Origin of the sequence: Lacinutrix sp. Hel_I_90, assembly GCF_000934685.1 — a bacterium.
In the GTDB taxonomy this organism is placed as follows: domain Bacteria; phylum Bacteroidota; class Bacteroidia; order Flavobacteriales; family Flavobacteriaceae; genus Lacinutrix.
Window position 1 is genome coordinate 3,701,478 of sequence record NZ_JYNQ01000001.1, and the last position, 25,827, is coordinate 3,727,304.

The 25,827-nt window shown below is 35.6% G+C and carries 22 protein-coding genes; 11 read left to right on the plus strand and 11 right to left on the minus strand.

Features of this window, described 5'->3' with window-relative positions; all coding sequences use genetic code 11:
* Nucleotide 1: 1 nt before the first annotated feature.
* Nucleotides 2–442 carry a response regulator gene (locus tag GQ46_RS16555; protein ID WP_231567364.1) on the minus strand — a complete coding sequence of 147 codons (441 nt, stop codon included), beginning with the start codon at nucleotides 440–442 and terminating at the stop codon, nucleotides 2–4.
* 2 nt (nucleotides 443–444) lie between these two features.
* The gene (locus GQ46_RS16560; protein ID WP_044404157.1) at nucleotides 445–6,081 is read right to left on the minus strand and encodes a PAS domain S-box protein; all 5,637 of its coding nucleotides are present in this window, start codon (nucleotides 6,079–6,081) and stop codon (nucleotides 445–447) included.
* Between the two features lie 584 nt (nucleotides 6,082–6,665).
* On the opposite strand from GQ46_RS16560, the gene GQ46_RS16565 reads away from it, so the two are divergent.
* The 7 genes from GQ46_RS16565 (at nucleotide 6,666) to GQ46_RS16590 (ending at nucleotide 12,981) form a co-directional block, all read left to right on the plus strand.
* Entirely contained in the window at nucleotides 6,666–6,851 is a 186-nt protein-coding gene (locus GQ46_RS16565) for a general stress protein CsbD (RefSeq protein WP_044404160.1), read from the plus strand.
* A 121-nt stretch (nucleotides 6,852–6,972) separates the two neighbouring features.
* Nucleotides 6,973–8,679, plus strand: a complete 1,707-nt coding sequence (locus tag GQ46_RS16570; RefSeq protein ID WP_044404162.1) for an ice-binding family protein — start codon at nucleotides 6,973–6,975, stop codon at nucleotides 8,677–8,679.
* Between the two features lie 31 nt (nucleotides 8,680–8,710).
* A complete protein-coding gene (locus GQ46_RS16575) occupies nucleotides 8,711–10,732 on the plus strand; it encodes an OmpA family protein (RefSeq protein ID WP_044404164.1) in 2,022 nt (673 codons plus the stop codon).
* A gap of 350 nt (nucleotides 10,733–11,082) precedes the next feature.
* Entirely contained in the window at nucleotides 11,083–11,235 is a 153-nt protein-coding gene (locus tag GQ46_RS17820; RefSeq protein ID WP_156133271.1) for a lmo0937 family membrane protein, read from the plus strand.
* Between the two features lie 36 nt (nucleotides 11,236–11,271).
* Nucleotides 11,272–11,934: a hypothetical protein gene (locus GQ46_RS16580; protein ID WP_044404166.1), complete on the plus strand. Its 663-nt coding sequence runs from the start codon at nucleotides 11,272–11,274 to the stop codon at nucleotides 11,932–11,934.
* A gap of 28 nt (nucleotides 11,935–11,962) precedes the next feature.
* A complete protein-coding gene (locus GQ46_RS16585; RefSeq protein ID WP_044404168.1) occupies nucleotides 11,963–12,460 on the plus strand; it encodes a hypothetical protein in 498 nt (165 codons plus the stop codon).
* Between the two features lie 170 nt (nucleotides 12,461–12,630).
* Nucleotides 12,631–12,981: a hypothetical protein gene (locus tag GQ46_RS16590; protein WP_044404170.1), complete on the plus strand. Its 351-nt coding sequence runs from the start codon at nucleotides 12,631–12,633 to the stop codon at nucleotides 12,979–12,981.
* 176 nt (nucleotides 12,982–13,157) lie between these two features.
* Here GQ46_RS16590 and GQ46_RS16595 read toward each other — a convergent pair whose 3' ends face one another.
* The 4 genes from GQ46_RS16595 to GQ46_RS16610 all read right to left on the minus strand — a co-directional run bounded on the left by GQ46_RS16595 (nucleotide 13,158) and on the right by GQ46_RS16610 (nucleotide 15,945).
* Entirely contained in the window at nucleotides 13,158–13,382 is a 225-nt protein-coding gene (locus tag GQ46_RS16595) for a hypothetical protein (protein WP_044404172.1), read from the minus strand.
* Between the two features lie 247 nt (nucleotides 13,383–13,629).
* Complete coding sequence (locus GQ46_RS16600) at nucleotides 13,630–14,439, minus strand: EcsC family protein (RefSeq protein WP_044404174.1); 810 nt, start codon at nucleotides 14,437–14,439, stop codon at nucleotides 13,630–13,632.
* A 138-nt stretch (nucleotides 14,440–14,577) separates the two neighbouring features.
* Nucleotides 14,578–14,853, minus strand: a complete 276-nt coding sequence (locus GQ46_RS16605; protein ID WP_052503515.1) for a hypothetical protein — start codon at nucleotides 14,851–14,853, stop codon at nucleotides 14,578–14,580.
* A 588-nt stretch (nucleotides 14,854–15,441) separates the two neighbouring features.
* Nucleotides 15,442–15,945: a YkgJ family cysteine cluster protein gene (locus tag GQ46_RS16610; RefSeq protein WP_044404176.1), complete on the minus strand. Its 504-nt coding sequence runs from the start codon at nucleotides 15,943–15,945 to the stop codon at nucleotides 15,442–15,444.
* Nucleotides 15,946–16,317: 372 nt separating this feature from the next.
* Between GQ46_RS16610 and GQ46_RS16615 the strand changes: the two genes are divergently transcribed.
* Nucleotides 16,318–16,470: a hypothetical protein gene (locus GQ46_RS16615; RefSeq protein ID WP_156133273.1), complete on the plus strand. Its 153-nt coding sequence runs from the start codon at nucleotides 16,318–16,320 to the stop codon at nucleotides 16,468–16,470.
* Between the two features lie 22 nt (nucleotides 16,471–16,492).
* Here GQ46_RS16615 and GQ46_RS16620 read toward each other — a convergent pair whose 3' ends face one another.
* The 5 genes from GQ46_RS16620 to recG all read right to left on the minus strand — a co-directional run bounded on the left by GQ46_RS16620 (nucleotide 16,493) and on the right by recG (nucleotide 21,683).
* The gene (locus tag GQ46_RS16620) at nucleotides 16,493–17,041 is read right to left on the minus strand and encodes a GNAT family N-acetyltransferase (RefSeq protein WP_044404180.1); all 549 of its coding nucleotides are present in this window, start codon (nucleotides 17,039–17,041) and stop codon (nucleotides 16,493–16,495) included.
* A gap of 79 nt (nucleotides 17,042–17,120) precedes the next feature.
* The gene (locus GQ46_RS16625) at nucleotides 17,121–17,651 is read right to left on the minus strand and encodes a CIA30 family protein (RefSeq protein ID WP_044404182.1); all 531 of its coding nucleotides are present in this window, start codon (nucleotides 17,649–17,651) and stop codon (nucleotides 17,121–17,123) included.
* 186 nt (nucleotides 17,652–17,837) lie between these two features.
* Nucleotides 17,838–18,419, minus strand: coding sequence for a tRNA-(ms[2]io[6]A)-hydroxylase (locus GQ46_RS16630; RefSeq protein WP_044404184.1), 582 nt, complete (start codon nucleotides 18,417–18,419; stop codon nucleotides 17,838–17,840).
* An 84-nt stretch (nucleotides 18,420–18,503) separates the two neighbouring features.
* A complete protein-coding gene (locus GQ46_RS16635) occupies nucleotides 18,504–19,577 on the minus strand; it encodes an FAD-dependent oxidoreductase (protein WP_044404187.1) in 1,074 nt (357 codons plus the stop codon).
* Nucleotides 19,578–19,580: 3 nt separating this feature from the next.
* Nucleotides 19,581–21,683 (minus strand): ATP-dependent DNA helicase RecG, encoded by a 2,103-nt coding sequence (gene recG / locus GQ46_RS16640; protein WP_044404189.1) that lies wholly within the window; start codon nucleotides 21,681–21,683, stop codon nucleotides 19,581–19,583.
* A 201-nt stretch (nucleotides 21,684–21,884) separates the two neighbouring features.
* On the opposite strand from recG, the gene GQ46_RS16645 reads away from it, so the two are divergent.
* From GQ46_RS16645 to GQ46_RS16655, 3 genes are read left to right on the plus strand one after another with little or no spacing between them, the layout of a single operon-like run.
* Nucleotides 21,885–23,951, plus strand: coding sequence for a M1 family metallopeptidase (locus GQ46_RS16645; RefSeq protein WP_044404191.1), 2,067 nt, complete (start codon nucleotides 21,885–21,887; stop codon nucleotides 23,949–23,951).
* 38 nt (nucleotides 23,952–23,989) lie between these two features.
* Nucleotides 23,990–24,898, plus strand: a complete 909-nt coding sequence (locus GQ46_RS16650; protein ID WP_044404193.1) for a patatin family protein — start codon at nucleotides 23,990–23,992, stop codon at nucleotides 24,896–24,898.
* The gene (locus tag GQ46_RS16655; RefSeq protein ID WP_044404195.1) at nucleotides 24,895–25,827 is read left to right on the plus strand and encodes a patatin family protein; all 933 of its coding nucleotides are present in this window, start codon (nucleotides 24,895–24,897) and stop codon (nucleotides 25,825–25,827) included. Before GQ46_RS16650 ends, GQ46_RS16655 begins: the two co-directional genes overlap by 4 nt.

Sequence of the window (25,827 nt, forward strand, 5' to 3'; positions counted from 1 at the left end):
CTTAATCTGCTAACGATGTTATTTGCAACCAAAATTCTTCAATTTTTAAAATGGCACTTAAAAAATCATTCATGTCGAGTGGTTTTTTTACATAGCTATTGCAGTGACTTTCATAGGCTTTATTTAAATCTTGTTCATCAGAGGAAGTGGTGAGCATGATAACAGGGATTTTTTTAAGTTTTAAATCGGCTTTAATCTGTTGCAAAACTTCATGGCCATTAAATATAGGGATATTAATGTCTAATAAAATAAGATCAGGCTTTTTTGCCTCTGTAAACGCCCCTCTCTTAAAAAGAAAGTCAAGGGCCTCTTGGCCGTTTCTCGCAATGCTAATTTCTGTTTTTACTTTACATTCTTCAAAGGCATCGAGGGTAAGTAAAATATCACCTTCATTATCTTCTACCAAAAGAATATGTGCTAATTTCATTTTTTCATCTTTCATAATTATTTGTTTTTTGGAATTGTGAAGTAAAATATGGTGCCTTTTCCTACTGCAGACTTCAGCCAAATTTGTCCTCCTAAATAGTCAATGTGTCTTTTGGCGATGGATAGGCCTATGCCTGTTCCGGAATAGGTATCCCTATTATGCAGTCTTTGAAACATAACAAATATTTTATCGTAGAATTGAGGATCAATTCCTATCCCATTATCCTCAACCGAGAATTCCCATTCGTTTTCATTTTCAGTGGCCTTAATCTCTACAATTGGAGCCGTACCTGAAGCAGAATATTTAATGGCATTGTCTAAAAGGCAATGAAGTACTTGGGTAATAGAAGCTTTATACGTGTTAAGTGTTGGTAATTTTTGAGTCTTAATGATAGCAGAATTTTCTGAAAGAAGATTTCTTCTTAATTGCTTAAAGTCAAGAAGAACTTCGTTTAAGTCTACAATTTCCTTTCCTTCATTTAATCTGCCTGCTCTGGAATATACTAAGAGATCAAGAATGATTTGCTTCATTCTTTTCGCACCATCGGTTGCGAAATGAATATATTGGTGTGCCTTTTCATCAAGCTGTTCTCCGTATTTTCTTTTTAATTGATCCATAAAACCAGTAACCATTCTTAGCGGCTCTTGTAAGTCATGAGAGGCAATGAAGGCAAATTGCTCTAATTCTTCGTTTGAGCGTTCCAGTTCACGAGTATACTTGGCTAGCAAGGCCTTGTTTTTGACTTCCTGCGTAATATCTGATGAAATACCAATGATACCTGATAGTGTATTACTCTCATCATAAATTGGAGAATTGGTAACCATAACAGGAAAATTGGTTCCATCTTTTTTCTTTACCTTAAATTCTCCTGACCATGTTTGTCCTTTTGTTAGTTCATTCATTATCTGCTTAGCTTGCGCTTCATTGGTTTCCGACGGTGTTAGATCCATGATGTTCTTTCCTATTGCTTCTTCCTGTTTCCAGCCATAAATAGTTTCAGCAGCGTTGTTCCAGTAATTAACAGTGCCTTCTAGGTCTGTTGCTACAGCCGCCTGCCCTATCATGCTTAGTAAATTAGCCTTGAACCTATTTTCTTCATCTAATTTTTTTTGCTTTGTAACATCGGTCATTGCGCCTACCATTCGAATGGCTTTCCCGTCTTTATTTCTAATGATTACACCCCGATCTATTACATAAAGTATTTCCCCATGTTCATTAAATACTCTATATTCCAATTCTAATCGTGTACAAGAGGGATCGGCAATTGCTTCATCAACACGCCTTTTAATTTTGTCTGTATCATCTGGATGAAAAGCATCTTTCCAGAAATCATCCTTATTAAAAGATTTTGACGTTTCTTTTCCAAAAAATCTATCAATAGCTTCTGAACGGTAAAATGTTTGGTTTACGATATCCCAATCCCATATAGCATCATTGGTTGCTTGCGTTACCTTTTCGAATCGCTCGTTAGCTAGGAGGATACTTTCTTCTGCTTTTTTACGTTCTGTTATATCGAGAATAATGGCTAAAAATCTTTTATTGTTGCCTTCTGTTACCAATTGTAAATGGACTTCCACAGGATAAAGACTGCCTTCTTTTCTTTGGTGATTGGTAAAAAATATAATTTTCTCTTTTTCATTATTAACTAATGGGGACACAAGTTCTTTAAAAGAAGTGGTTGTAAATTCCGGCTTTAGATCTAGAGGCGTTAATGCTTCTATTTCTTGTTCTGAATAGCCTAAGTTAAGTAGTGCACCTTTGTTAACATAGCTAAACAAGAATGTTTTTGCATCGAATATATAAATTTCATTGAGGCTGTTTTCTATAGTTTTTTGCAAGCTATTTTTTTCTTCTTCTGCTATTTTTCTTGAAGTGATATCAAAACGAATGGCTAAATATTGAGAGGGCTTATTTTTTTCATCAAGAAAAGGGACAATCGTAGTATCTACCCAATAATAGGATCCGTCTTTTGCTTTATTTTTTATTTCTCCGCGCCATACCTTTCCAGAAGCTATCGTTTTCCATAATGCTTTAAAAAAATCTTTTGGGTGATGTTTAGAATTAATCAGGCGATGGGTTTTACCAATAATCTCTTCACTATTATATTTTGAAATTTCACAAAAATTATCATTAACTGAAGTAATGACACCTTTCTTATCTGTAAAAGCAATAATGGCAGACTGATCTAAAGAATATTTATAATCTTTTAATACTTTCAAACTTTTCTCTAACGCCATTGCGGCTAGCTTTCGCTCATGAATGTCCTGGTAACTACCATAAATTCTGGTACGCTTGTTATTCACTATTTCGCTTTTGCCAATGCAGCGAATCCATCGTTCATGCCCATTGGCTGTAAGTAATAAGATCTCCTCATCAAACTCAGTCCCTTCCTTAATTAAAAGATCTAGTGCTTTCTGTATTCGTGCTTTACTTTCCCCAATATGAAATTCGATGCCTCCGGTTAAGGTAGGATTGTAGTCATCCTCTAGTTCCAATATTTTAAATAACATGGGAGACCAGTACATCGTGTCGCCGTCTTGGTTTACTAAGTCAAGCTCCCAACTGCCTATTCGTGCTATTTTTGTAACCTGCTCTAACAATTCCTCGTTTTTGGCTTCCTGCGTAATGTCAAGAATAATTGAGTTAAAAACGATGGTGCCATCCGCTAAAAAAGATGGGGATCCATATCCGAGATGTGTTCTCATTTCACCAGTAGGCATGACATATTTCCATCGGGCTGTCCATTTCGTTCTTAACGCTATAGCCTCAGCTATACTGTCATTAACTTTTTCAATTTCACCCGCAGCCGCCATTCTTTCCCAAACCAGCTCGTTGTTTTCATACACTTCTTCCGCAGTAAAGCCCCATACCTCTTGTGAACCTTTGGTGATATATTTTAAACGGTCTGTGCCATCAGGATAGGTGATGTATTGAAATACCACACCAGGAAGATTGTTGGCTAAAGATTGCAGCCTTATTTCTGCTTCTTTACGTTCGGTTATATTCTGAAAACTACCGTAGATGCGTTTACATTCACCGTCAACAAATTCAGCATTCCCATGAGCACGAACCCAAAGTTCTTTGTTTTTAGCGGTAACAATTACAGCTTGAAGATCATAAGGTTCTCTAGTAGAGATACATTTTTCAACACTCGAGCGCACCAATTGGCGAAAATCGGCTCTGTAAAAATTAATGGCCTCCTCTAAATTTGGTGTAAATAATTTGGGGTCCGTACCATGCAATCGGTGTACCTCGTCTGACCAAAAGAGACTTTGATTCACTAAATCCATCTCCCAACTTCCAATTTGGGCAATACTGCGAACCTGTTTATCCAATTCTCTTAGTTTCTTTTCTTCCGTAACATTTTTGGCAACGGCATATACAATACCCTGCTCTTTAGTAGAGCTAGCAGTCCAGCTTAACCATACTATTTTTCCTTCTTTTGTGATATAACGGTTTTCAAAATTTTGTAGATTTCCACCAGAATATAATTCCGTTTGTTTTTCTTTTGTGATTAGCCTATCTTCCTCATGTACAAATGATTTGATTGGTCGTGAACGCATTTCTTCTAAGGAATATCCGAGTATATTTAAGCCTGCAGGATTGATTCGCTTTATATAACCGTCAAAACCTGCTACACAAATGATATCTGGAGTAAAGTTAAATATTTGAGCGAGTTCGATTTCTGTTTTCTTTCGACTCAGTTCAGCACCTATGGTTGATTCTAATTTTTGAAATAGCTTTAAATGTAGCTCCAGAGCTGATTTGGTTTTTTCTGTACCCATCAAAAGTCTGCCTATAATCTCTCCCTTGTGCTTTAAAGGCACGCGTACTAAGTTTTGAATGCCTGCTTTTCTTGCGGCTTCTTTTCTCTCAAAAACCTGCCATTGGGCATTACCTTCTTCCCAAATTTCTGTTGTTTTGTTTTGCCAAACATGGTCAGGCATTTCCTGCATTATGCTAAAGGAATCTAAGTTTTGGGCTGCATTATAAAATGCATTTCCGGTTTCGCCTTCAACATAATGTGCGACACGATTAATTGTTTTATTGTCAATAGCAGGCAACCATATTTCAACGAAATCAAAACCGCCAAATTTAGTGATTTTCTCACATAGCTCTGATAGACATGCTATTAACTCATTGTCCGTACTTTGATTAAAAATCTTACTTATTTTATTGAGAAGTTCTTTTTCTAATTCTTTATTTTTTTGATTGGTTACATCCCGTTCTATGGCAATCCAGTGGGTAAACGAGCCTTTTTCTTTGGTTACAGGAGTCACCGTGAAATTGACCCAGAATTCCTCTCCGTTTTTTTTATAGTTGATGGTGGTTATTTCATGTGGTTCCCAATTTCTGAGTGCCACTCCCAGTTTTGCAAGTGCTTCTGAGTCCGATTTTGGTCCCTGAAGAATCCGAGGGGATTTACCCATAACTTCTTCAGAGGTATAGCCTGTCATTTTGGTAAAAGCCTCGTTTACATAAATGATTTTCGGTCCTGGCTTATCTAAGGGCTCCGCTTCGGTAATTAAAATGGCATCATTAGTATGGGTAATTACACTTTCAAGGAGTTTTAGCTTATGGTTTTCCTCAATTTTAGGGGTGATGTCTCGTGAATTGGCTACAATGCCTTTCACTGCAGAATTGTCTAGCATATTTGTTAACACCGTTTCAATCCATCGCCATTCTTTTTTGTTGTTTTGAAAACGAAAGGGCTCTACTATCACCCTGTCTTCGGTGGCTATTTTTTTTAAACTACCTAAGGTTCTTTCTACATCCTCTGGATGGACAAACTCTAGTGCATTTCTTCCTGTAAATTCTTCTGGTTCAATCCCAAGAACGGCAGTGCTAGTTGGGCTAACATATAGATAGTTGCCTTCTACGTCCAGTATTGCTATAAGGTCGGAACCTTCTTGAACCAATGCTTTAAAGCGCTGTTCGCTGTGTTTAACTTTTTCTTCCTGGGCAATTATTTCTTTAGCATCTCTTACTGTACAATACATCAGTTTAGAAGTGTTATTCCATGTCACTGACCATAAATTATAAGCAATACCACCATCTTTTTTTTTGTAACGATTAAAGAAAGATTTTATGTCCTGACCACTAAGAATAGCAGTTGCTATTTCGTTGGTTTTTGGCACATCCTCTTCCAGAATAAAATCGATGTAAGGTTCGCCTATTAATTCTTTGGGTAAGTATCCCCAATGTGTTGTCGCAGCGTTGCTCACATAAACAAAATGGCCTTGTTCATTAACAGTACAAAAAACATCTAATGAAGCATCAAGTAATTGATTCGCTTCAGAGGCATCCTTTATTACACTTGTAATATCACTTGCTTGGCAAGCAACAGCAAAAATTTCATTATCGTCTCCCTTTAAAGGTTTTATCGTGATTTGGCCATAATGTATTTCATTTGTTTCTGGATGAGAATAATGTTCCTCAACTTTAAAATGCTCTCCTTTGAGCGCCCTGCTATAATACGCTTTCCATTTTTTTATATAGCCCTCACCAAAGCCTTCTACAAATGCAGATTCGTTAAGCTTCTTTTCATTACCTGTAACTTCTTTTACTAGGCTGAACCAACTTTTATTGGCATAAATCAATTTAAAGTTCAGATCAATGATCCAAATGTGGTCTTTGCTCTGATCTAGAAACATATTTGTCAACTGAGAGGGGGTCATATTGAAAATGAATTGTTTGAGGCTATAGTTATATTTATCGTATAATAAAGGATATGTGTAATAAAAATAAGGATTAAAAATTTATTGTATAGACTTTGGCTTCTGAAAAATTTAATAAGATAAATTTAGTTTAAAAAATTTACGATGTTTTAGCATTTGTGTTCCTGGTAAATTACTTTCGCCTCTTTCATGGGTGTTAGTCACTAAAGCGACTACCCTATATTTAAGAATAGTAAAAGAACAGCGCTTGAGAATTGTGTTTTTCTTTCGTATGTCATTGCAAGTAAATCCATCCTGAAGAACATATTTATAACACGCTCTAATGTAATAAATTATGTGTACTCCGCCAACACCTTTTTTCTATTTGTCTTCTAAACCTGTTGTTTGAAGATCCTGAATTATCCAAAAATAACAGTACGTCTCCTGGTTAATCCAACAAAAATCGGCTGTTTTCCTTGTGCTTATGTGTGAATGATGTAACTAATTATAAAAGTTATATAACACTTCTAAGGCCTTGTAAAGTCACCTTTGTCTTTTAAAAAATATAATCGCTATAGGGTATGGACACAACTGGAATTAATCAAACATGGAGCGCTCAAAAAGCCAGACTTAAATTAAAATTTGCTGCGTTGACTGATTCTGATTTATTGTTTGAGAAAGGAGAGAAAGAAGAGATGATTGCTAAACTTCAAATCACCCTGGGTAAAACTAAAGAAGAAATAGAAGAAATTTTAAAAACAACTTAGGCTGTATTTTTTTAAGATGATTTAAAAAAAATACGCAATAATAGGCTAATGATGATTCTGTCAGAGGCAAAAAAAAGCTGTAAACACAGCACTTAAGAATAAACACTAAAACCTAATAAAAATGAAAATTAAAAATTTAATTTTACCCTTTGTAATACTATGTATTTCATTGTTTTCTGGATGTTCAGATGATGATTTTGAAGAAGTCATAGGTCTTTGCCCTGTTGTTACCTCAACAAATCCGTTGGATGGTGCTATAAATGTACCATTAGACCAAACGATTACGGTTTTGTTTAACAAGGAGATGAATCCAACAACGTTTACCCAATCTTCTTTTATTATAGAAGAAGCAGGTTCAGTTGTTATTGCAGGAAATGTTTCTCTTAGTGGAGCAACGGCTTCGTTTAACCCAACAAATGCTTTATTAATTAACACGACCTATGTTGGTACTGTTAAAACATTAGTAAAGGATATGGACGGTAATGCTTTGCAAGAAGACTATGTTTTTACATTTAGCACCGGTTCAACGGTTACGCCAGTGGTTGCTTCAACAGATCCATTGGACTTAGCAACTAATGTATTTCTTAACAAAACAGTTGCTGCAAATTTTAATATGTTGATGAATCATTCAACGATTAACACCAGTACTTTCACCTTGAGACAAGGAACAACTGAGGTTCTAGGTGTTGTGAGCTATTCAGGTCAAACGGCCCTATTTAATCCAACGAACAATCTTTTGGATGCTACTGAATATACTGCTACTATGACTACAGGAGCACGGAATGTTCAAGGTACCGCTTTAGTAAGTGATTATACGTGGACCTTTACTACAGGAACTATTACAGGGCCTACAGTAATTTCTACTGATCCTATGAATAATGCTTCAGGAGTTGCTCTTGATAAGGTTATCACGGCAGTCTTTAGTGAAACCATGGATAATACAACGATTAATAATACGTCTTTTACTTTAAAAAATGGAGCAACGGTAATAACTGGAGCCCTATCTTATTCTGGCACAACACTAACCTTTGTTCCAGGAAGTCCTCTTTTAGAAGGTACAACCTATACCGGTACTATCACAACGGATGCTCAAAGTCTTAGCGGTATTGCATTGGCAAATGACTATGTATGGAACTTTAATACGCTGTCCACCGGTGGAACCTTGGTAGATCTGCAAAGTGTTGCAAGATTTGGAATTATTGCAGGTGTTGCGGTAAGCAACAATGCTGGATTTAGTGAAATTAGAAATATGGATGTAGGTATTTACCCAGGCGTAAGAAGTTCTTTAACTGGATTTCCTCCAGCAATTGTAGTTAATGGCGCTATTTTCGCTTCAGATGATACCGCACCTGCAGGCGTACCTGCCATGTTATTACAAGCTAAAGATGACTTGACAGCTGCTTATTTATTTGCTGAAGGAGCCTCTTCTCCAGCCCCTGCAACAGTGTCTGGTGATCAAGGTGGTACAACGTTAGCACCAGGGATCTATAAAACAACCTCTACTCTTTTAATAGAATCAGGAGATTTAACACTTGATGCACAAGGCGACCCTAATGCGACCTGGATTTTCCAAATTGCTTCTGACTTTACAACAGTAGGTGGTGCAGGTGGAAATGTGATTTTAGCAGGTGGTGCTAAAGCTAAAAACGTTTTTTGGCAAGTTGGTAGATCTGCTACTATAGGAGATTATACCGATTTTAAAGGAAACATATTAGCCTTAACCTCTATTACAATGAATTCATATTCAACCGCAGAAGGTAGAATGTTAGCTAGAAATGGAGCTGTTATAATGACACATACCAATATTATTACTAAACCTATTGATTAACAATCATCTAAATATTTCTCAATTTCAAATTATGAAAAATAAAATTAATTTAAAAAAGGGATCGCATTCAGCGTGGTCCCTTTCTCTAAAAAGCCTTTTTGTAAGTGCTTTAATAGTTATCGGAATCCAAGCTGTACAGGCACAAGAGGGGCAATATTCTGCACCTACCTGGTATTTTGGAGTAGCTGCTGGAACTAACGCTAATTTCTATGAAGGTTCAACCAATCAGTTGTCTACAGATTTTACACCTCCTACAACGTTCCATAAAGGAAACGGGTTTGGATTGTTTCTTGCGCCTAGTATTGAGTTTTACAAACCCAATACAAGATTCGGATTTATTTTACAAGCAGGATTAGACAGTCGCAAAGGAAATTTCGATCAGCAATTAACAGATTGTAATTGTCCAGCAAACTTGAGTACAGACCTAAGCTATATTACCGTAGAGCCTAGTTTGCGTTATGCACCATTTAAGTCGAATTTATATTTCTATGGCGGACCGCGTTTTGCTTTTGTTCAAAATCAAGCATTTACGTACGAACAAGGCATAAATCCAAATTTACCTAATCAAATGGCACCTGCAGATGTCGAAGGCGATTTTAGTGCTGTGGAGAAAACAATTATCTCTGCCCAAATTGGTGCAGGATATGATATCCCCTTGTCTTCTAATAGTCAAAAGACACAATTTACACTGTCACCTTTTATAGCATTTCATCCTTATTTTGGACAGAATCCACGTGCTATTGAAACCTGGAATTTAACGACTATTAGAGCAGGTGTTGTTCTTAAGTTTGGTCAAGGTCACAGAATTGATACTCCAGTGCAAGTTGCCACTGTAGTAGTTCCTCCTAAAGTTGACTTTACCGTTGATGCGCCCTTAAATATTCCTGAAAAACGAATTGTAAGAGAAATATTTCCATTACGTAATTATGTGTATTTTGATTTGGGATCCACTGAAATTTCAAACCGTTATAAGCTACTTAAAAAGGGTGAAGTAAAGGCCTTCAGTAGAGAACAATTGGAAACAGAACCACCATTAATTCAATCTGGGCGTTCAGCAAGACAAATGAATGTTTATTATAATGTTATCAATATTCTTGGTGATCGTATGGTTAAATATCCTTCAACTTCAATTAATTTGGTGGGGTCATCAAAGCAGGGGCCAGAAGATGCTGAAGCAATGGCAGGCTCTGTTAAGAGCTACTTAGTGGATGTATTTGGAATTAATGCGACAAGAATTAGTATTAAAGGCCAATTTAAACCAGAAAAACCAGAAGGAAATGGTGGTGTTCAAGCCGATATGGTTCTTCTACGTGAAGGCGATCGTCGCGTTTCTATTGAGAGCAATTCTTCAGAATTATTAATGGAATTCCAAAGTGGGCCCAATGCACCGCTTAAACCAATAGAAATTGTTGCCATGCAAGAAGCGCCTATTGACAGCTATGTAACCTTTAGTGCAAAGAGTGATGAAGTAAAGTTTAAGAAGTGGTCATTGGAGATTTCAGATGCTGAGGGCGTTACACAAAAATTTGGGCCTTACACAGGAGAAAGTGTTAGCATTTCTGGAAAATCAATTTTAGGCACGCGTCCTGAAGGCACCTACAACGTGAAAATGATAGGGCAAACTGAAAGTGGTGATACCATCGTAAAAGAAACGTCTACACATATGGTGTTGTGGACGCCATCTGAGATAGAAGAAGGAATAAGATACAGTATTATTTTTGAATTCGATCAGTCAACCGCACCGTCTCTATATAAAGAGTATTTAAGTACTATTGTAAGTCCTAAGATTCCTGAAAACGGAACGGTTATTATTCATGGTCATACTGATATTATAGGAGAAAGAGATTATAATAAAATATTATCTACCCAACGTGCTAATGAAGTGAAAGATATTCTTAAAAACAGCCTTTTAAAAGTAGGAAGAAATGATGTTACCTTTAAGATATTAGGATTAGGTGAGGCTGAAAATGTGTCTCCTTTTGATAATAAATATCCAGAAGAAAGAGCTTATAACAGAACTGTGATTATTGATATTATTCCTAGTAAAATATAAGGATTTATATAATCAATTAAAAGGGTTATAATGTTTACATAAAAGGATAGCGTTTTAATCGCTATCCTTTTTTATTGGCTATAGCCACATTAGAAGTCATGTGATGTCCATTCCACTCAGTTGTTTGTCTTTAAGAGAAAGACCTAATTAGCCTATTGTAATTAGTATAGTATTGTTTTCATAATACATTCTTTAAAACCTGTGATTTATGTAACAGTGTACTATAATTATATAACGGAATGTAGTGTTAAATAATCACCTTTGTCCGTATAATTAGCTTTTTGGTTGTTAGGGGATAAAGCCTAACTAAAAATTGAATTATAGGATATTAACCATTAAAAAAAGACAAAATGAGAAGTCTATTATACATTATTGCAGTCCTCTTGATTATTGGTTGGGCATTAGGCTTTTTCGCCTACAGTGCAGGTGGATTGATACATGTTTTATTAGTTGTTGCTGTTATAGCGATACTATTGAGACTGATAGGCGGTAAAGGAATTTAGTAAGAATAAATAAAAATAATAAATAAAATAAAAACCATGAAAATAATAAAATTTACAATTGCATTATGCGGATTAGGCTTAATTTTTACATCATGTAATGATGATAAAAGACAAATAGCTGCAGAAAACGTAGAAGACTATTCAAACTATGTGGATTCAATAAGTACTTTAGAGCTAGCTAATGCGAGTTCGAATTGGGAAACTATTGAAAATGAGCATACTGCTTATAGGTTTGCTGCGAATAAAAATGTAGATGAACTTACTGAAAAAGAAGTGTTACAAAAGGATATAGAGGAATCAACATCATTATTTGAAGCCTATAAAACGGAGGTTATGGTTGAAAGAGAACATCAAGAGATGGTTGCTTTCAAAAATAATTTGAGAACCTCTCTTCTTGGTGAAAACCACATCAATGATGATATGAAGTTTGAGTGGATAAACAAAGACAATATACTTAGCGTATATCAAAATTTTGTAGATACAGCACAGGCAAATAAAGATACTTATTCGAGAGAAGATTGGGATGAAATTAAGTTGTTATACGAGGCAATTGATACCAGAAAAAATACTGTTGAAAATGAAGGGTTAACAAGTTCTGATAATATGAAAATTGCAGGTTTAAAACTAAAGTTTGCACCGATGTACACATTAAATAGAATGGGAGCAAAATCAGAAGAAAACGCGAAAGCAAAGGAATAATATAATTATAATTTAAATAATAAAAAACATGATAAAAATAATAAGCGCAGCCATACTAATACTATTAGTAAGTTTTACAGTGAATGCACAAGAAATATCTAAAAATGCTCTAGGACTTAGATTGGGAGATAGCGACGGCTTTGGAGGAGAACTATCTTATCAAGCACGTTTAAGTAGTAGCCATAGGTTAGAGTTGGATTTAGGATGGAGAGATGGTAAGAATTTTGATGGTTTTAAAATTACGGCTTTACACCAATGGGTGATGCCAATAGAAAACCGTTTTAATTGGTATCTTGGTCTTGGTGGAGGTGTTGGATCATATAATTTTAATAATTATAATAATAACAATGATGATTATAAAGATACTTTTGTTTTTATCGCGGGAGATATAGGTATTGAATACAATTTTGGTATCCCTTTATTAATTTCATTAGATTTTAGACCAGAACTTGGTTTTGGAGATTCAAATTTCAATAATGATGGCTTAGACTTAGACATCGCTTTGGGTCTTAGATATCAGTTTTAAGGTCGGCAATAAGAGCTGATTTTTTAAAAAAACAAAACAAAACAGAATTGAAAAAGCAGACTTTTAAGTCTGCTTTTTTTTTCTGTAATAAACCGACATTAGTAATAGGTGTGAGGTGTTTAATTTTTAGTACATCACAATTAATTAATAGGTCTAATATATATTAAGCTATGGAACATTATGAATTTGAAAATTTAATTGCTTTTAACATTAAAGACACTTTAGACTACGTTTCAAACTCAGTAAACATTAAACATATTCTAAACAAAAAAACAGGAAACATAATGGCTTTGTCTCTAGATTATGGTAAGGTTTACCAGCCCGAAGTAAGTTCTTTTTCTACATTCCTTCATGTTATTGAAGGTAAAGCAGAGGTAGTGTTAAACAATTTGTCCAGTTACATGCAAAATGGTGATTCCATGATTATTCCAAGTCAAACGGTTTATACCATTGAAGCAAACCAAAGATTTAAAATGCTTTTTATTGTTTTAGAAAGTGGTTATGATGATTTAGAACCTTAAAAAAACATTTCGTAATAGGCATATTAGCATTGTAAACAGCAGCGAGTTAGCGATTTAAAAAAAAGAAGCATAACTTCTTTATGACGAGAGCAGGTGTTGTACTCCTGTTAGTGTTAAGTGCTAGGTGGGGTAATTATTTTGAGATATTAAGAAAAAATTTTTGCTAGTCAGTGGGTTTATTCTATAATTTCGTAGTCAATACTTAGTTTTCTTAAAGCTCTTAAGGCAGAACCAGAGTTTTTATCATTCACCTCAATAGCTACAGCGTCTCCTTCTAAGAGTATGTCTGTAAGCTCATTGGACAAAGATTCATTGATGTTAGATGAAATCTCTGCAATACAATTGGCTATCGCTCTTTTATCTGGCCGTTGCGCATCACAAGACAATAAGTTTAGTTTCATAAAAATATAATAATAATGTATTAATGCAATATACAAGAGTTGCGGCCAGTCTGGACCATTCTTGCACTATTATTCATTTTAACGACACACATTACGTGTAAATAAGGCTGCACTGCTATTTACAGTTTCAATGCTTCGACTAACTTTAGTAAAGCTATTTTTTATTTTTCAAACTTTGAGCTAAATACTATTTTAATAAAGATTGATGTTACAGTGTTTTGTGAATACTTTTGTTAGGCATTGCTTTTTATTTCAATTTTAGCATTTCACCATATAAATATTTTATGTCTTCCTGCCCATATATTCTTTCTAGTCTTCTAACAACGAAATGACCTTTTGCCATATCTTGAAAATGATCAATAAATATGCTGTTTATAATTACGCCACCTACAGCCCCGATTGCAGGAATAGCTTGAGCAGCAACCTTTTCTGTGACTTGAATACTGAACCGTTCAGCGATATTAATAATAAATCGAATTAGCGCTGGCGCACCTTCTTCTGCTAATGTCTTTGCCGCTAAAAATTCTGTTGCTTCTGATACTGATTTAGCTAAAGCAGCTCTAATAACAAAATAGCCACTTTCGGTTGCATCATCTAACTTGTTTTCCCCGCCTAAAGCAAAAACTTCCAAACAGGCTAGTTTTGTTTGAATATCATGGATTGATTCTCCTTCAGCCCTTGCGATATCCGCAATTGACCTTAACATTATAGTGGTAGAAATGGGAAGCTCTAAAGCTAGCGCTGGTAACCCAAAAAAGCCGCCAGCACCACCAGAAACAGCAACTCCAATTTTATGCCACCAATTTGAAGAACCTTCGTTGGGTTTGTCCTTCATGGTATATATAGCAGCATCTGTTGCTTTTAACAACGATGCCTGTGTTACCGCTCCTATTTTTTCATGCCAACTTGCTGGTAACATTTCTAATCCCTTCTCAATAGGTTTTCCAATGAAATTGGTGATTTTCGCTGCAATGCTTGGGTTTTCAAGTAACAACATGGCACGATATAACTCTTTGCGATGCGCTTCTGTTATTTTAGTACTACTTATTTTTTGCATTAGTTTCTGTTTTAATTTATGCCTAACGGTTTGTATCTGTTTTTACGGCTTAAGATTCGCTAGGATTTTTAGAGCGTTAACTAGATACAAAGTATAATAGTTTTAAATGAAATACAAAAGCAATATTAGGCACTAACTTTATTCTATTTTTTGTCTTAAGTTATAACTATCAATGAATTCGTGTATGTCATCATCCATATCTGCCGTTGGAAAGTATTTTCCCATTTTGGCGTCATATTCTATCCATTTTTCTAATCCGGCATCTTTTGCAAATGAAAAAATATTTTGCTCTAAATTATCAGTCTCTTTTGAGAGGTTGTCCTCACTTGTTTTGTGACTATTTAATAACCATTCGCCACAATACATAATACTAAGCAGCGTCTTATATTCTTTTTTTGTCAACTCTATTTTCATAATTTTAATTAAATGGCTCTCCAGGGAGCTTTTTTAAATTTTTAATATATCTGCCACTATTATACGTTTTCCCCATTTTTATAACATCAAATAATTCAACTGCTAAACATAGCCCCATCATTTGTCTGGTTTGTAAATTAGTAAAGCCTTGTTTTAATAATCTATCGTAGGTTACTTTAGTCTCGGGGGGATTGATGTTTTTGAGTTAATTTTTTATTATTTCTAAAATCTGTTCGTTTAATTTTTCGTTTTTCTCCATAATTAAATGGGTTTATCGGCTTGTACTTAAAGTTCTAGGCTTAAGCCACTAATTTAGCAAATACAATTTGAACCTGCTTGCTGATAGGTAAAAAAAACTGTCAGGATTTTCTAAAGCAGACTAGAACTCGAAATTAATTATGTGCTTTTTTATGGCGCGCTTAGTGTTAATCCATTCGTGTCGTAAATGCTATAACTAAAAAAACCAATAACACTTCACAGAAACGCCATAGCGGAAGTGGTGTGAATTATAGGTTGTCTAGGCGGGTGTTATTCATAACTGTTTTAAGTAAAAGTAATGTTACGCGTTCTTTTGTTTAATCCATATTTTTAATACAGCGAAACACCAAATTTTTGTGACAACAGTACATCGAGCTGCTCAAGATCCGATATTAATTCGAGATGGTTTTGCGGTGATGATGATTCAGCTTTGTTTTCGCGTATTACCTTTTTCAATTCGGCCATTTTAAAATGAAATGATTGAGATTGTAGTTCAAACGGTAGTAAATCTAGTTTTTTTTCTATGGCGATCTTTTTTTGTTTAACTAGGTTAATGATTTCAATTGCCGAATCAAAATTCAATTCCTTTTGTTCCACGGATTTTAAAAGGCCACATTTAAAACTGGCACATTGTTTTGGTCTTTGTGAATAGATAGTGCAACCATCACAAGAGTTTTTGCAAGGTTGAAGAAAAAAGCCGTTATCATTGGAATCCTCTATTTCCATTAATTCACGCAATACTGGTAGCTCTTCACGGTCCAGCTGCACATAACCAATTAAGGTACCGTCACAACAGAATCCGCAAGGCAAACAAATATTTAATGCATCACTCATGTTTTATAAATTAAATAGCGTTTAAAAAGGACTCTAGAATTGGTGTTAATGGTCGGCATAAGATGAGTTGTACCGTTTTAAGCGCCTAATATAGCAAATACAAAATGAACCTGTCGCTCTTCAAACAGTTTTAAAATTAGCAAGTCCAAATGCTTCGGGATTTAGAATTAGACGCGAACTAGTAATAAATGGTATGTTTTTCTTGATGTTGTTTGGTTTTATTTGGTTCTGTCTCCTTTGTTTTGTTCATGTAACGACCGCCTATAAACAATAGACATTTGAAAAGTATGAGCTGAATATTACTGACTATCTTTTATAGCCTTTTAATTTTGAGCGTTTTTTAAAGTGGTTAATAAAGCAACACGTGTTACCATGGCTGAATTTATTCAAGTGCATAAATCGTTGGTGGTTTCTAAACAGCATATTAATAACGTTGAAGGCAATCGCATCACTAGTGGCGCGTATACTATCCCTATTGGAAAAACCTATAAAAGTAATGTTATCGCCTTACTTAGCGCACAATAAACTAAACGTGTAGCTTAAATAGCTAAGCATAAATAGCGTCATACTGTTCACGGGTCAGTTCCCAACGGTTTACCTCTTGTTCAGAATTTAAGGGGCCTGGAATGGTTTTGTATTTTTTTATAAAGGTAAACCCCACTTTTTCCAGCGTTTTATTTGGTGCAGGGTTAAAAGCATAAGGTTCGCATATGAGTGCTTTAAGAGCTAATCGCTCAAAATAGAAGGGAAGCGATTGTTTAATCAATAAAGTGCCCAGACCTTTTTTTCGGTTTTCAGAATGCCATAAATGTAAGTGCATTGTGGCTTGTTGGCCATAGACTAACGGACTGACGTTAGAGTGACCAATGGCTGTTTTATTGAGTTCCCAAATGAGCGCGTAAGCTGTTTTTTGAGTGATTGGTGTCTCTATTTGTTTGCTTAGCATTTGAGTTAGATCACTCCGCTTGGGGAGTTTGTTTAGGTCTACGCCCATACCAACTAAGAAATCGGGGTCAGACTCTAACCAATACTTAGCAATCAAATCAATGTCTTTTAATTCAATTTCTCTAATGGTTATTTGGCTGGTTTTAGACATGATATGTATGTACTTATAGACTGTGCTATAAATACAAGCTATTTTTTAGTGTTCTAAACGAGCGAATGTTTCAAGAGCATTACTGTAACTCAATCTTATCAATGAGCAATTCAAAAGCTTCTTCTTTTTTATTGCCAATTAAAAAGGCCAACTCGTCAATAGTATCTTTATCAAAATTAGGGTAGTCTAATGTTCTTCCTCTAAAGGCAGGGTATAGGTCTTTTAAATCAATAGTAATCGTTTCCCAGGTACCAGAGGTTTCAAAAGAGGTAATATACGAGTAACGTTTTCGGCTGTCTGCTTTAACTCTAAACTGATACGGTTTACCATCACCTTTTAGCCGAATACAAACTTTGGTGTAATTAGTAACATTTATCGCTTTCGTATCATAACGCACAGAAGAAAAACCACCGTTATTTTCCAGAGAGATTTTACCCCTAAAGATCGCGTGACCGTCTTCATTTATAGAAAAATATCCGTTTGACCGTCCGCCCATAACCACATCATCAACAATGCGCCAGTTAGAAAGGTCTGAATCTTTTGTAAAGTCAAAAATAGTAGTTGTTGCCATAGTTGTTATGATTAATAGGAGTAGAGCTAATGCTTTCATAATTTATCTGGTCATTCCTGTGAAGAAGGGAAACCTTGTTTCTTTTTATCAAATTTAAGGCTAATAACTAGGTAGTTATCTCAATAAAAAGTTAAAATCATCTTATGTTATCTACAATTCTTACAACCTGCTTACTCGTCTTAGTGGGCAACTGCAAACTGAATACAGAGACTTTCAACTCGTTTTTTATCCGTGAATGGTTTCGCTTTTTCCATAGCTTTTAATCAGTTCACCTTCAAAAGCAACCAATTCTTGCCAACGTTTATCGACATCAATTCCTTTTCCGTATTTCCGGGCAAAGGTGATAAAGGTGGTGTAATGACCTGCTTCACTTATCATTAAATCATGATAAAATTGTGCTAATTCTGGATCTTTAATACGCTGTGATAAAAGTTTGAAACGTTCACAACTACGGGCTTCTATCATAGCAGAAAACAATAAACGATCTACAAAACTTTGGAGTCTGCTGCCGCCTTTATTCATAAACTTATACAATTGATTTACGTAGTGGTCTTTGCGTTCACGGCCTAAAGTATAACCTCGGGCTTTGATAATCTCATGCACCATCTGGAAATGTTCTAGTTCTTCTTGAGCCAATTTTAGTAACTCTGTTACTAGCTCTTCATGTTCACTATTATTTGTAATTATAGTAATGGCATTAGTAGCTGCTTTTTGCTCACACCAGGCATGATCCGTCAGGATTTCTTCAATATTAGATTCTACAATAGTTACCCAGCGTGGATCCGTTTCTAGTTTAAGATGTAACATACTCATGAGTATAGACTTTTATTATTTGACAAAGATAATTATAATGGACGGGTTATGTCTTTCCAACATTTAAAAGATGCCGTATTATAGCTTGTATAATGCTTTTAATTGCTCATAAACACGACCTGCGCTAGTGATTGCGCCTTCCATCTTACCTGGGAATACAGAACAGGTTTCAGCGCCAGCAATAAACAGCCTATTGTTTAATTGTGTTTTTTGATATAATGGGTGTCCGTTATTCGTTTGTGGCATTAAGGTCTTATCACTTTCTATGGTGGTGTATTTTTCAGCCTTCCAAACACATTCTTCATAGCATTCAAAATCTAAAGCAATATCACCATAATAGCCTTGTAATTGTTTTATTGCTATTGCTTTTCGTTCTGCTTTAGTGTGTTTAAAAAAAGAGGCGTTCATGAAACCACTTAAGGCCTGTAAGTTGCCATCTGCATTAGAATGGTCGTAAAATTCGTTAATGGGACCGACATTGCTGTAAATTGTACTGCTAGAGTCTTTGGTTTGCCAAAAGGCGGTTTTATACGTAAAACCTATTCGAATAGCATCATGCATCCAGGTATGTGTATTTAATAGTAGTTCTTGAATGTCGTTTGGTAAAGCGGGTACTGTTCTTATACGTTTAGAAAAGAGCAATGGTGGTATTGTAGAGACCACATGATTACAATGGTATTTCGCATTAGTTGTACTTGCTTCTAGACCATCAGCCACTAGTTTAATTGTTTGGATGTTTTGATTGTACTGAACGGTATTTTCTGAAAGCCGTTCTGCTAAAGCCCCAATAATAGCGTAAGTCCCCCCTTTAACACGATAGCTTACTGAATTATTTAAGGGTAGTTGTACAAGTTGAGGTGCTTGCGAAGCGGTAGGGTGATAAATGGCTGTCGTGCCATATTGTTGTTCAAAAACAGGAACGTCGAGTGCTTTTAATAGAGATAAAGCAGAAACTTGTTGATCAATAAGCCAGGTGGCTCCTAACTCAATAGGCGCTTGATTTGTATTGTATTGTGTTTTAATACGGCCGCCAAGTATAGTACGTGCTTCAACAATAGTAACAGAGAGATTACTATTTTTAAGGTAGTAGGCGAGTGTGAGACCAGTTAAGCCAGCACCAATAATGAGAACGTCTGTTTTAATTGTTTTCATAGCTTATGAAATATAATTCCATATATTTTTATACTTACTCATTTGCCTGTAAGTCTCTATAACAACTGCGTTTTCAGGATGGCCTAGAGAGGGGTCTTTTTCTAAAAGCTTTTTCGCATGGTCACGTGCGAGTTTTAAAATATCGTTATCTTTTATGATATCTGCAATCCGAAGATTTAACACACCACTTTGCTGAGTACCCATAATATCGCCAGGACCTCGTAAACGCAAATCGACTTCAGCAATTTCAAAACCATCGTTGGTACGCACCATCGTTTGCAAGCGCGTTTTACTGTTTTCAGAGAGTTTATGACTCGTCATTAAAATACAGTAACTCTGTTCTGCACCGCGACCAACACGACCTCTTAATTGATGGAGTTGTGATAAGCCAAAACGTTCTGCACTTTCAATAATCATTACCGAGGCATTGGGAACATTTACACCAACCTCAATGACCGTAGTGGCGACCATAATTTGTGTTTCGCCTTTTATAAAGCGTTGCATTTCAAACTCTTTATCTGCAGGTTTCATTTTGCCATGAACAATAGAAATTTGATACTCTGGCATTGGAAACTCTCTAGAGATACTTTCGTAGCCATCCATTAAATCTTTGTAGTCCATTTGCGCACTTTCCTGTATTAGAGGATAGACCATATAAACCTGCCTTTTTTTAGCAATCTCATCGCGAATAAAGCGGAACACTTTAAGACGATTGGAGTCGTAACGATGTACCGTTTTTATGGCCTTTCTACCTGGTGGTAATTCGTCAATAATAGAGATGTCTAAATCACCATAAACAGACATGGCTAAGGTACGCGGAATGGGGGTCGCGGTCATGACCAAAACGTGAGGCGGTAAGCTGTTTTTTTTCCATAGTTTAGACCGTTGTTTCACACCAAAACGGTGTTGCTCATCGATAATTGCCAATCCTAAATTCTTAAACTTTACCTTATCCTCTATGAGTGCATGCGTGCCTATTAAGATGTCTAACTCTCCGTTTTCAAGCATGTCGTGAATCTTACGACGTTCTGAGGTTTTACTAGAGCCCGTGAGGAGTTTAATAGTGATGTTGAGATTGCTACACAGTTCTTTTAATCCGTTATAGTGTTGGATTGATAAGATTTCCGTTGGTGCCATTAAACAGGCTTGAAAACCATTATCAAGAGCTATAAGCATCGACATAAGCGCCACTATGGTCTTGCCAGAACCTACATCGCCTTGCAGCAAACGATTCATTTGGGCATTGTTACCTAAATCCTGGCGAATTTCTTTCAACACTCTTTTTTGAGCATTGGTTAATTCGAAGGGTAAATGCTCTTTAAAAAAGGTATTAAAATAGGAGCCTACTTTTTCAAAAGGAAAGCCTTTTATTTTTGATTTATGGATTAAATTTTTTAAAATTAATTGCAGTTGAATGTAAAATAATTCTTCAAATTTAAGCCTGAATTCCGCTTTAAAAAGAGACTCAGAATCGAGAGGAAAATGAATATTAAAAAGGGCTTTAGATTTTGAAACTAATTTTAATTCCTCACGCATGTTCTCGGGTAGCGTTTCAGCAAATTTCCCACCCGTTTCCAAGAAGAGATTTTGCATGATTTTTGCCATGACACGATTGGTAATGCCCTTATTGGAGAGCTTCTCTGTAGACGGGTAAATAGCCTGTAGCGATGAACGTAAATTTTGCTCATGCTCCACTAATAACTCGGTATCGGGATGTGCCATATTAAACTTGCCTCCAAAGACATTGACCTTCCCGAAAATAACATAAGGGATATTGACTTTTAAACCCTCTTTGATCCATTTTTGACCACGAAACCAAACGAGTTCCATGGTTCCAGTCTCATCTTGAAAATTGGCCACTAAACGTTTGCCTTTTTTTTGAGCGACCTCTTTAAACCCAGTGATTTTTCCAATGACCTGTACTTCGGCAGTGTTGGTGTTCAACTGATTGATTTTATAGTACTGCGTGCGATCGAGATAGCGATTAGGAAACAGATTAATCAAATCTTGATAGGTATGAATACCAAGTTCCTTTCGGAGCAAATCGGCACGATTTGGTCCAACACCTTTTAAATAATCTATGGGTGTTTGAAGATTGGTAGCCATAAGTGGACGAATTTAATGTATTTTGGGGTAAAGTGAAAGAAGTTTCTTGTCACTTCTCGTGTTTTGCAAAGTATTAGAAAAAGGTATCGAAAAGTCTTATGTTTTATTGATTTTGTTCACGATACCAAATTTGTGAAAAACAAATTTTACGCGAACTGACAAAAAATCGTATTTTGGTCTAATCCTTGTTCAAATCTACTTATGAAACAACTGTTTATTATTGTTATTGCTTTTCTGTGTTTTTCTGTGGAAGGACAGCAAACGGATTATGTTGATTTTGTAAAGGCAAAAGCAGAAGTGGCTTTTGATAATAGCGGTGCTAATCAAGTATTGGGTTTTATCACCTATGAGTTTGTAGTATTGGAAGCTAGTGATTCTATATTTGTTAATGCCAACAATTTTGAGAGCATTGAATACAGACTTAATGGGACGATTATAGATTCTTTATACGATGGAAAACATGTGATAATAAAACATGATTTCAAACCTAAAACTAAACATACTCTAGAGATTGCATGGATAACGCAACCTAGCAAAGCACTCTATTTTATAGTTGCTGAAGAAGATAATGCTCAGATTTGGAGCCAAGGCCAAGGAAAGTACACGAGTAATTGGTTGCCAAGTATAGATGATATGAATGATAAAATTGAATTCGATTTGTCAATCACTTATGCCAATGGTTATGAAGTTTTGGCTAATGGAAAGCTTATCAATAAGGATATAGGTGAAAGCACAACAGTGTGGCACTACGATATGCAAAAACCAATGTCAAGCTATCTTGTAGCGTTAGCCATTGGTAAATACAATAAAAAAGAACTCACCTCAAAAAGCGGTATTCCAATAAAACTCTATTATTATCCTGAAGATTCTGCCAAAGTAGAACCCACATACCGTTATACAAAACAGCTATTCGACTTTCTTGAAGAAGACATTGGCGTGCCGTATCCTTGGCAAAATTACAAGCAAGTGCCCGTAAAAGACTTTTTGTATTCGGGGATGGAAAATACCAGTCTTACTATTTTTAGTGACGATTTCATGATTGACGAGACCTCTTTTGTAGATAAAAACTACGTAAATGTGAATGCACACGAACTCGCACACCAATGGTTTGGCAATTTAGTCACAGAAACTGAGGGTAAACACCATTGGTTACAGGAAGGTTTCGCAACCTATTACGCCTTATTAGCAGAACGCGATATTTTTGGTGACGATTACTATTATTGGCGCTTATATGAATATGCACAAGAGTTATTGGAGCAGGAACGAGCTGAACAAGCAACGGCTTTGTTAGATCCAAAAGCGAGTAGCACCACCTTTTACAAAAAAGGCGCTTGGGCTTTACACATGTTGCATATGAAAATAGGAGAAGTGGCTTTTAAGAAAGCGGTAAAAAATTATTTGGAGACCTACGCTTTTAAAAATGTGCAAACGGAAGATTTTATAGCTGAAGTTGAAAAAGCTTCAGGGCAAGACTTAACGACCTTTGTATTACAATGGTTGACTTCCGCTGTGTTACCAGAAAAAGAAATGCGTTTTGCATTAGAGAAAAATGAAATGACTTCTTTTTTGCTTGCCATGGAAGAAAGCCCTTATTTAAGCTATAAAAAGGACGACAATGACGACATTATTCCTTCTAGTTTGGTTCATAAGTTGCCCGATGGTTATTATCCTGTTCAAAGCGCTGTTGTCACTAAGCTCTTGCAGAAACCCAAGTATCCAATGTACGCAAGTTTAGTAACAGAGGCCTTTCAATCTAAAGAATTACAAGTACGTCAAGTCATTGCACAAAATTTAAGTGAAATTCCTTCTGAATTAAAAACTGACTACGAATCACTCTTAGAAGATAAATCTTACGTCACCGTAGAAACGGCTTTATATAATTTATGGTCTAATTTTCCAGATGCGCGAAAAAAATATTTAGACCAAACTAAAGATGTTATTGGTTTTAATGCTAAAAATGTAAGAACACTTTGGTTGGTTTTAGCCTTGAATACTCAAGACTATAACGAGGATAAAAAACGAGAGTATTATGATGAATTGGTGGCCTACACTTCACCGTTGTACGGATTTCAATTACGTGAAAACGCCTTTAAATATTTAGAAGCAATTAATGCGTTCAATGCTGTTGCGTTAAAGCATTTGGTAGCAGCTACAACGCATCATAACTGGCGCTTTAAAAGTTTTGCCAAGGAATTATTAGAAAGACTTTCAGAAGATGAGCGATATGAGCAGATAATTGCTAATTTGCAGACCGAACAAAAAAAGTAATAAGATTCCCATAGCTATGGGAATGACAAAAGAGATTTATGAGAGCACTAGTCATTTCTGGAGGAGGAAGTAAAGGCGCATTTGCGGGAGGTGTAGCGCAATATCTTATTGAGCAAAAAAATAATAATTACGATCTTTTTATTGGGACTTCTACAGGGAGTTTATTGGTGTCGCATTTGGCATTAAATAAAGTTGAGGAAATTAAAACCATTTACACCAGTGTCACACAAGGTAGCATCTTTAGTCTATGTCCATTTAAGATAAATAAAAAAAGAGGTGTTGAAACCATAGGGATAAATCATTTTAATATTTTAAAAAATTTTATAAAGGGAAGTAAAACCTTTGGAGAAAGCTATAATTTAAGAAGCCTAATAAAAAGTGTGACTTCTGAAGCAGAATTTGAAAAATTAAAGCAGAGTGATGTTGAAATAGTTGTTACCGTTTCTAATTTATCACTAAATCAAATTGAATATAAATCAATTAAAGATTGTGATTACGAAGAGTTTTGTGACTGGACATGGATCTCATGTAATTATACGCCTTTCATGACACTGGTTAAGAAAAATGGCTGTGAGTATGCAGATGGTGGATTAGGCTCTATGGTGCCCATCGAGGAAGCGATAAAGCGAGGAGCCACAGAAATAGACGCGATTGTCTTACAAACAGAAGTCTCTCAGCTTAATAGAATGCCGTCGCTAAATGCATTTTCATTACTTACAAACATGTTTAATTTCATGTTAGATAGAATTGAGAGTCAGAATATAAGAATAGGGAAATTTGTTGCTTCCAATAATGATGCAATAATAAATTTCTATTACACACCCACAGTGCTTACAACAAATTCATTAATATTTGATAAGGAGAAAATGACAAGATGGTGGGAAAGCGGATTCAATTTTGCAAAACGTACCAATGAAAAAAGTAGTCAATTAGAAGTATTAGAATGAAAGCATTAGTAATTTCTGGAGGAGGAAGTAAAGGCGCATTTGCTGGCGGCGTGGCACAATATCTTATTGAGCAGAAAGGTAAGAATTATGACATGTTTCTGGGAACATCAACCGGGAGTTTGTTGATTCCGCATTTGGCTGTTCAAGACATCGGTAAATTATATGATATTTTTACCCACGTCAATCAGCATTCTATCTTTAGTGTTAATCCTTTCGTCGTTAAAAAGAAAAAAGGTAGAGAGTATGTCTCTATTAATTACATTAATACGGCACTTCAGTTTATAAAGAAGAAACGGACGTTTGGTGAAAGTAAAAATCTACATAGGCATATTAAAAAGAACTTTACTAAAGAAGAATATGATCGTATACGTGCTACAAAGGAAGATGTTGTGGTAACTGTTGCCAATTTGTCTAAAAATAGAACAGAATACAAATCGATAAATGATTTTGATTACGAAGAATTCTGCGATTGGATCTGGATTTCCTGTAATTATATTCCGTTTATGTCTTTAGTGAAAAAAAACGGCTTTGAATATGCAGATGGCGGTTTGGGCTGTGTAATCCCTATTCGAGAAGCCATAAGACGTGGTGCGACAGAAATTGATGCTATCGTTTTAGAAAGTGAAGAACTGGATTATAATAAAGTACTGGGTAAAAACCCATTTTCTTTGATGATTAGTTTATTTGGTCATTTATTAGATCAGGTAGAAAAAGGAGATATAGCGATTGGTAAATTAGCTGCCGAATACAGAAACGTCAAATTAAATTTATATTATACGCCCTCAAAACTAACCGAAAACTCATTGATATTTAATAAAAGTTTAATGGAAAAGTGGTGGCAGGAAGGTTTTCATTATGCAGAAAGCAAGCACGACAAAGGTCAATCTATGGATGATAGTGATTCTTTAAAGAAAATAAAAAAGGTTTAG

Coding starts and splice junctions, on each gene's coding strand:
- GQ46_RS16555 (WP_231567364.1), bottom strand. CDS start 442: ATGAAAGATGAAAAAATGAAATTAGCACATATTCTTTTGGTAGAAGAT.
- GQ46_RS16560 (WP_044404157.1), bottom strand. CDS start 6,081: ATGTTTCTAGATCAGAGCAAAGACCACATTTGGATCATTGATCTGAAC.
- GQ46_RS16565 (WP_044404160.1), top strand. CDS start 6,666: ATGGACACAACTGGAATTAATCAAACATGGAGCGCTCAAAAAGCCAGA.
- GQ46_RS16570 (WP_044404162.1), top strand. CDS start 6,973: ATGAAAATTAAAAATTTAATTTTACCCTTTGTAATACTATGTATTTCA.
- GQ46_RS16575 (WP_044404164.1), top strand. CDS start 8,711: ATGAAAAATAAAATTAATTTAAAAAAGGGATCGCATTCAGCGTGGTCC.
- GQ46_RS17820 (WP_156133271.1), top strand. CDS start 11,083: ATGAGAAGTCTATTATACATTATTGCAGTCCTCTTGATTATTGGTTGG.
- GQ46_RS16580 (WP_044404166.1), top strand. CDS start 11,272: ATGAAAATAATAAAATTTACAATTGCATTATGCGGATTAGGCTTAATT.
- GQ46_RS16585 (WP_044404168.1), top strand. CDS start 11,963: ATGATAAAAATAATAAGCGCAGCCATACTAATACTATTAGTAAGTTTT.
- GQ46_RS16590 (WP_044404170.1), top strand. CDS start 12,631: ATGGAACATTATGAATTTGAAAATTTAATTGCTTTTAACATTAAAGAC.
- GQ46_RS16595 (WP_044404172.1), bottom strand. CDS start 13,382: ATGAAACTAAACTTATTGTCTTGTGATGCGCAACGGCCAGATAAAAGA.
- GQ46_RS16600 (WP_044404174.1), bottom strand. CDS start 14,439: ATGCAAAAAATAAGTAGTACTAAAATAACAGAAGCGCATCGCAAAGAG.
- GQ46_RS16605 (WP_052503515.1), bottom strand. CDS start 14,853: ATGAAAATAGAGTTGACAAAAAAAGAATATAAGACGCTGCTTAGTATT.
- GQ46_RS16610 (WP_044404176.1), bottom strand. CDS start 15,945: ATGAGTGATGCATTAAATATTTGTTTGCCTTGCGGATTCTGTTGTGAC.
- GQ46_RS16615 (WP_156133273.1), top strand. CDS start 16,318: ATGGCTGAATTTATTCAAGTGCATAAATCGTTGGTGGTTTCTAAACAG.
- GQ46_RS16620 (WP_044404180.1), bottom strand. CDS start 17,041: ATGTCTAAAACCAGCCAAATAACCATTAGAGAAATTGAATTAAAAGAC.
- GQ46_RS16625 (WP_044404182.1), bottom strand. CDS start 17,651: ATGAAAGCATTAGCTCTACTCCTATTAATCATAACAACTATGGCAACA.
- GQ46_RS16630 (WP_044404184.1), bottom strand. CDS start 18,419: ATGTTACATCTTAAACTAGAAACGGATCCACGCTGGGTAACTATTGTA.
- GQ46_RS16635 (WP_044404187.1), bottom strand. CDS start 19,577: ATGAAAACAATTAAAACAGACGTTCTCATTATTGGTGCTGGCTTAACT.
- recG (WP_044404189.1), bottom strand. CDS start 21,683: ATGGCTACCAATCTTCAAACACCCATAGATTATTTAAAAGGTGTTGGA.
- GQ46_RS16645 (WP_044404191.1), top strand. CDS start 21,885: ATGAAACAACTGTTTATTATTGTTATTGCTTTTCTGTGTTTTTCTGTG.
- GQ46_RS16650 (WP_044404193.1), top strand. CDS start 23,990: ATGAGAGCACTAGTCATTTCTGGAGGAGGAAGTAAAGGCGCATTTGCG.
- GQ46_RS16655 (WP_044404195.1), top strand. CDS start 24,895: ATGAAAGCATTAGTAATTTCTGGAGGAGGAAGTAAAGGCGCATTTGCT.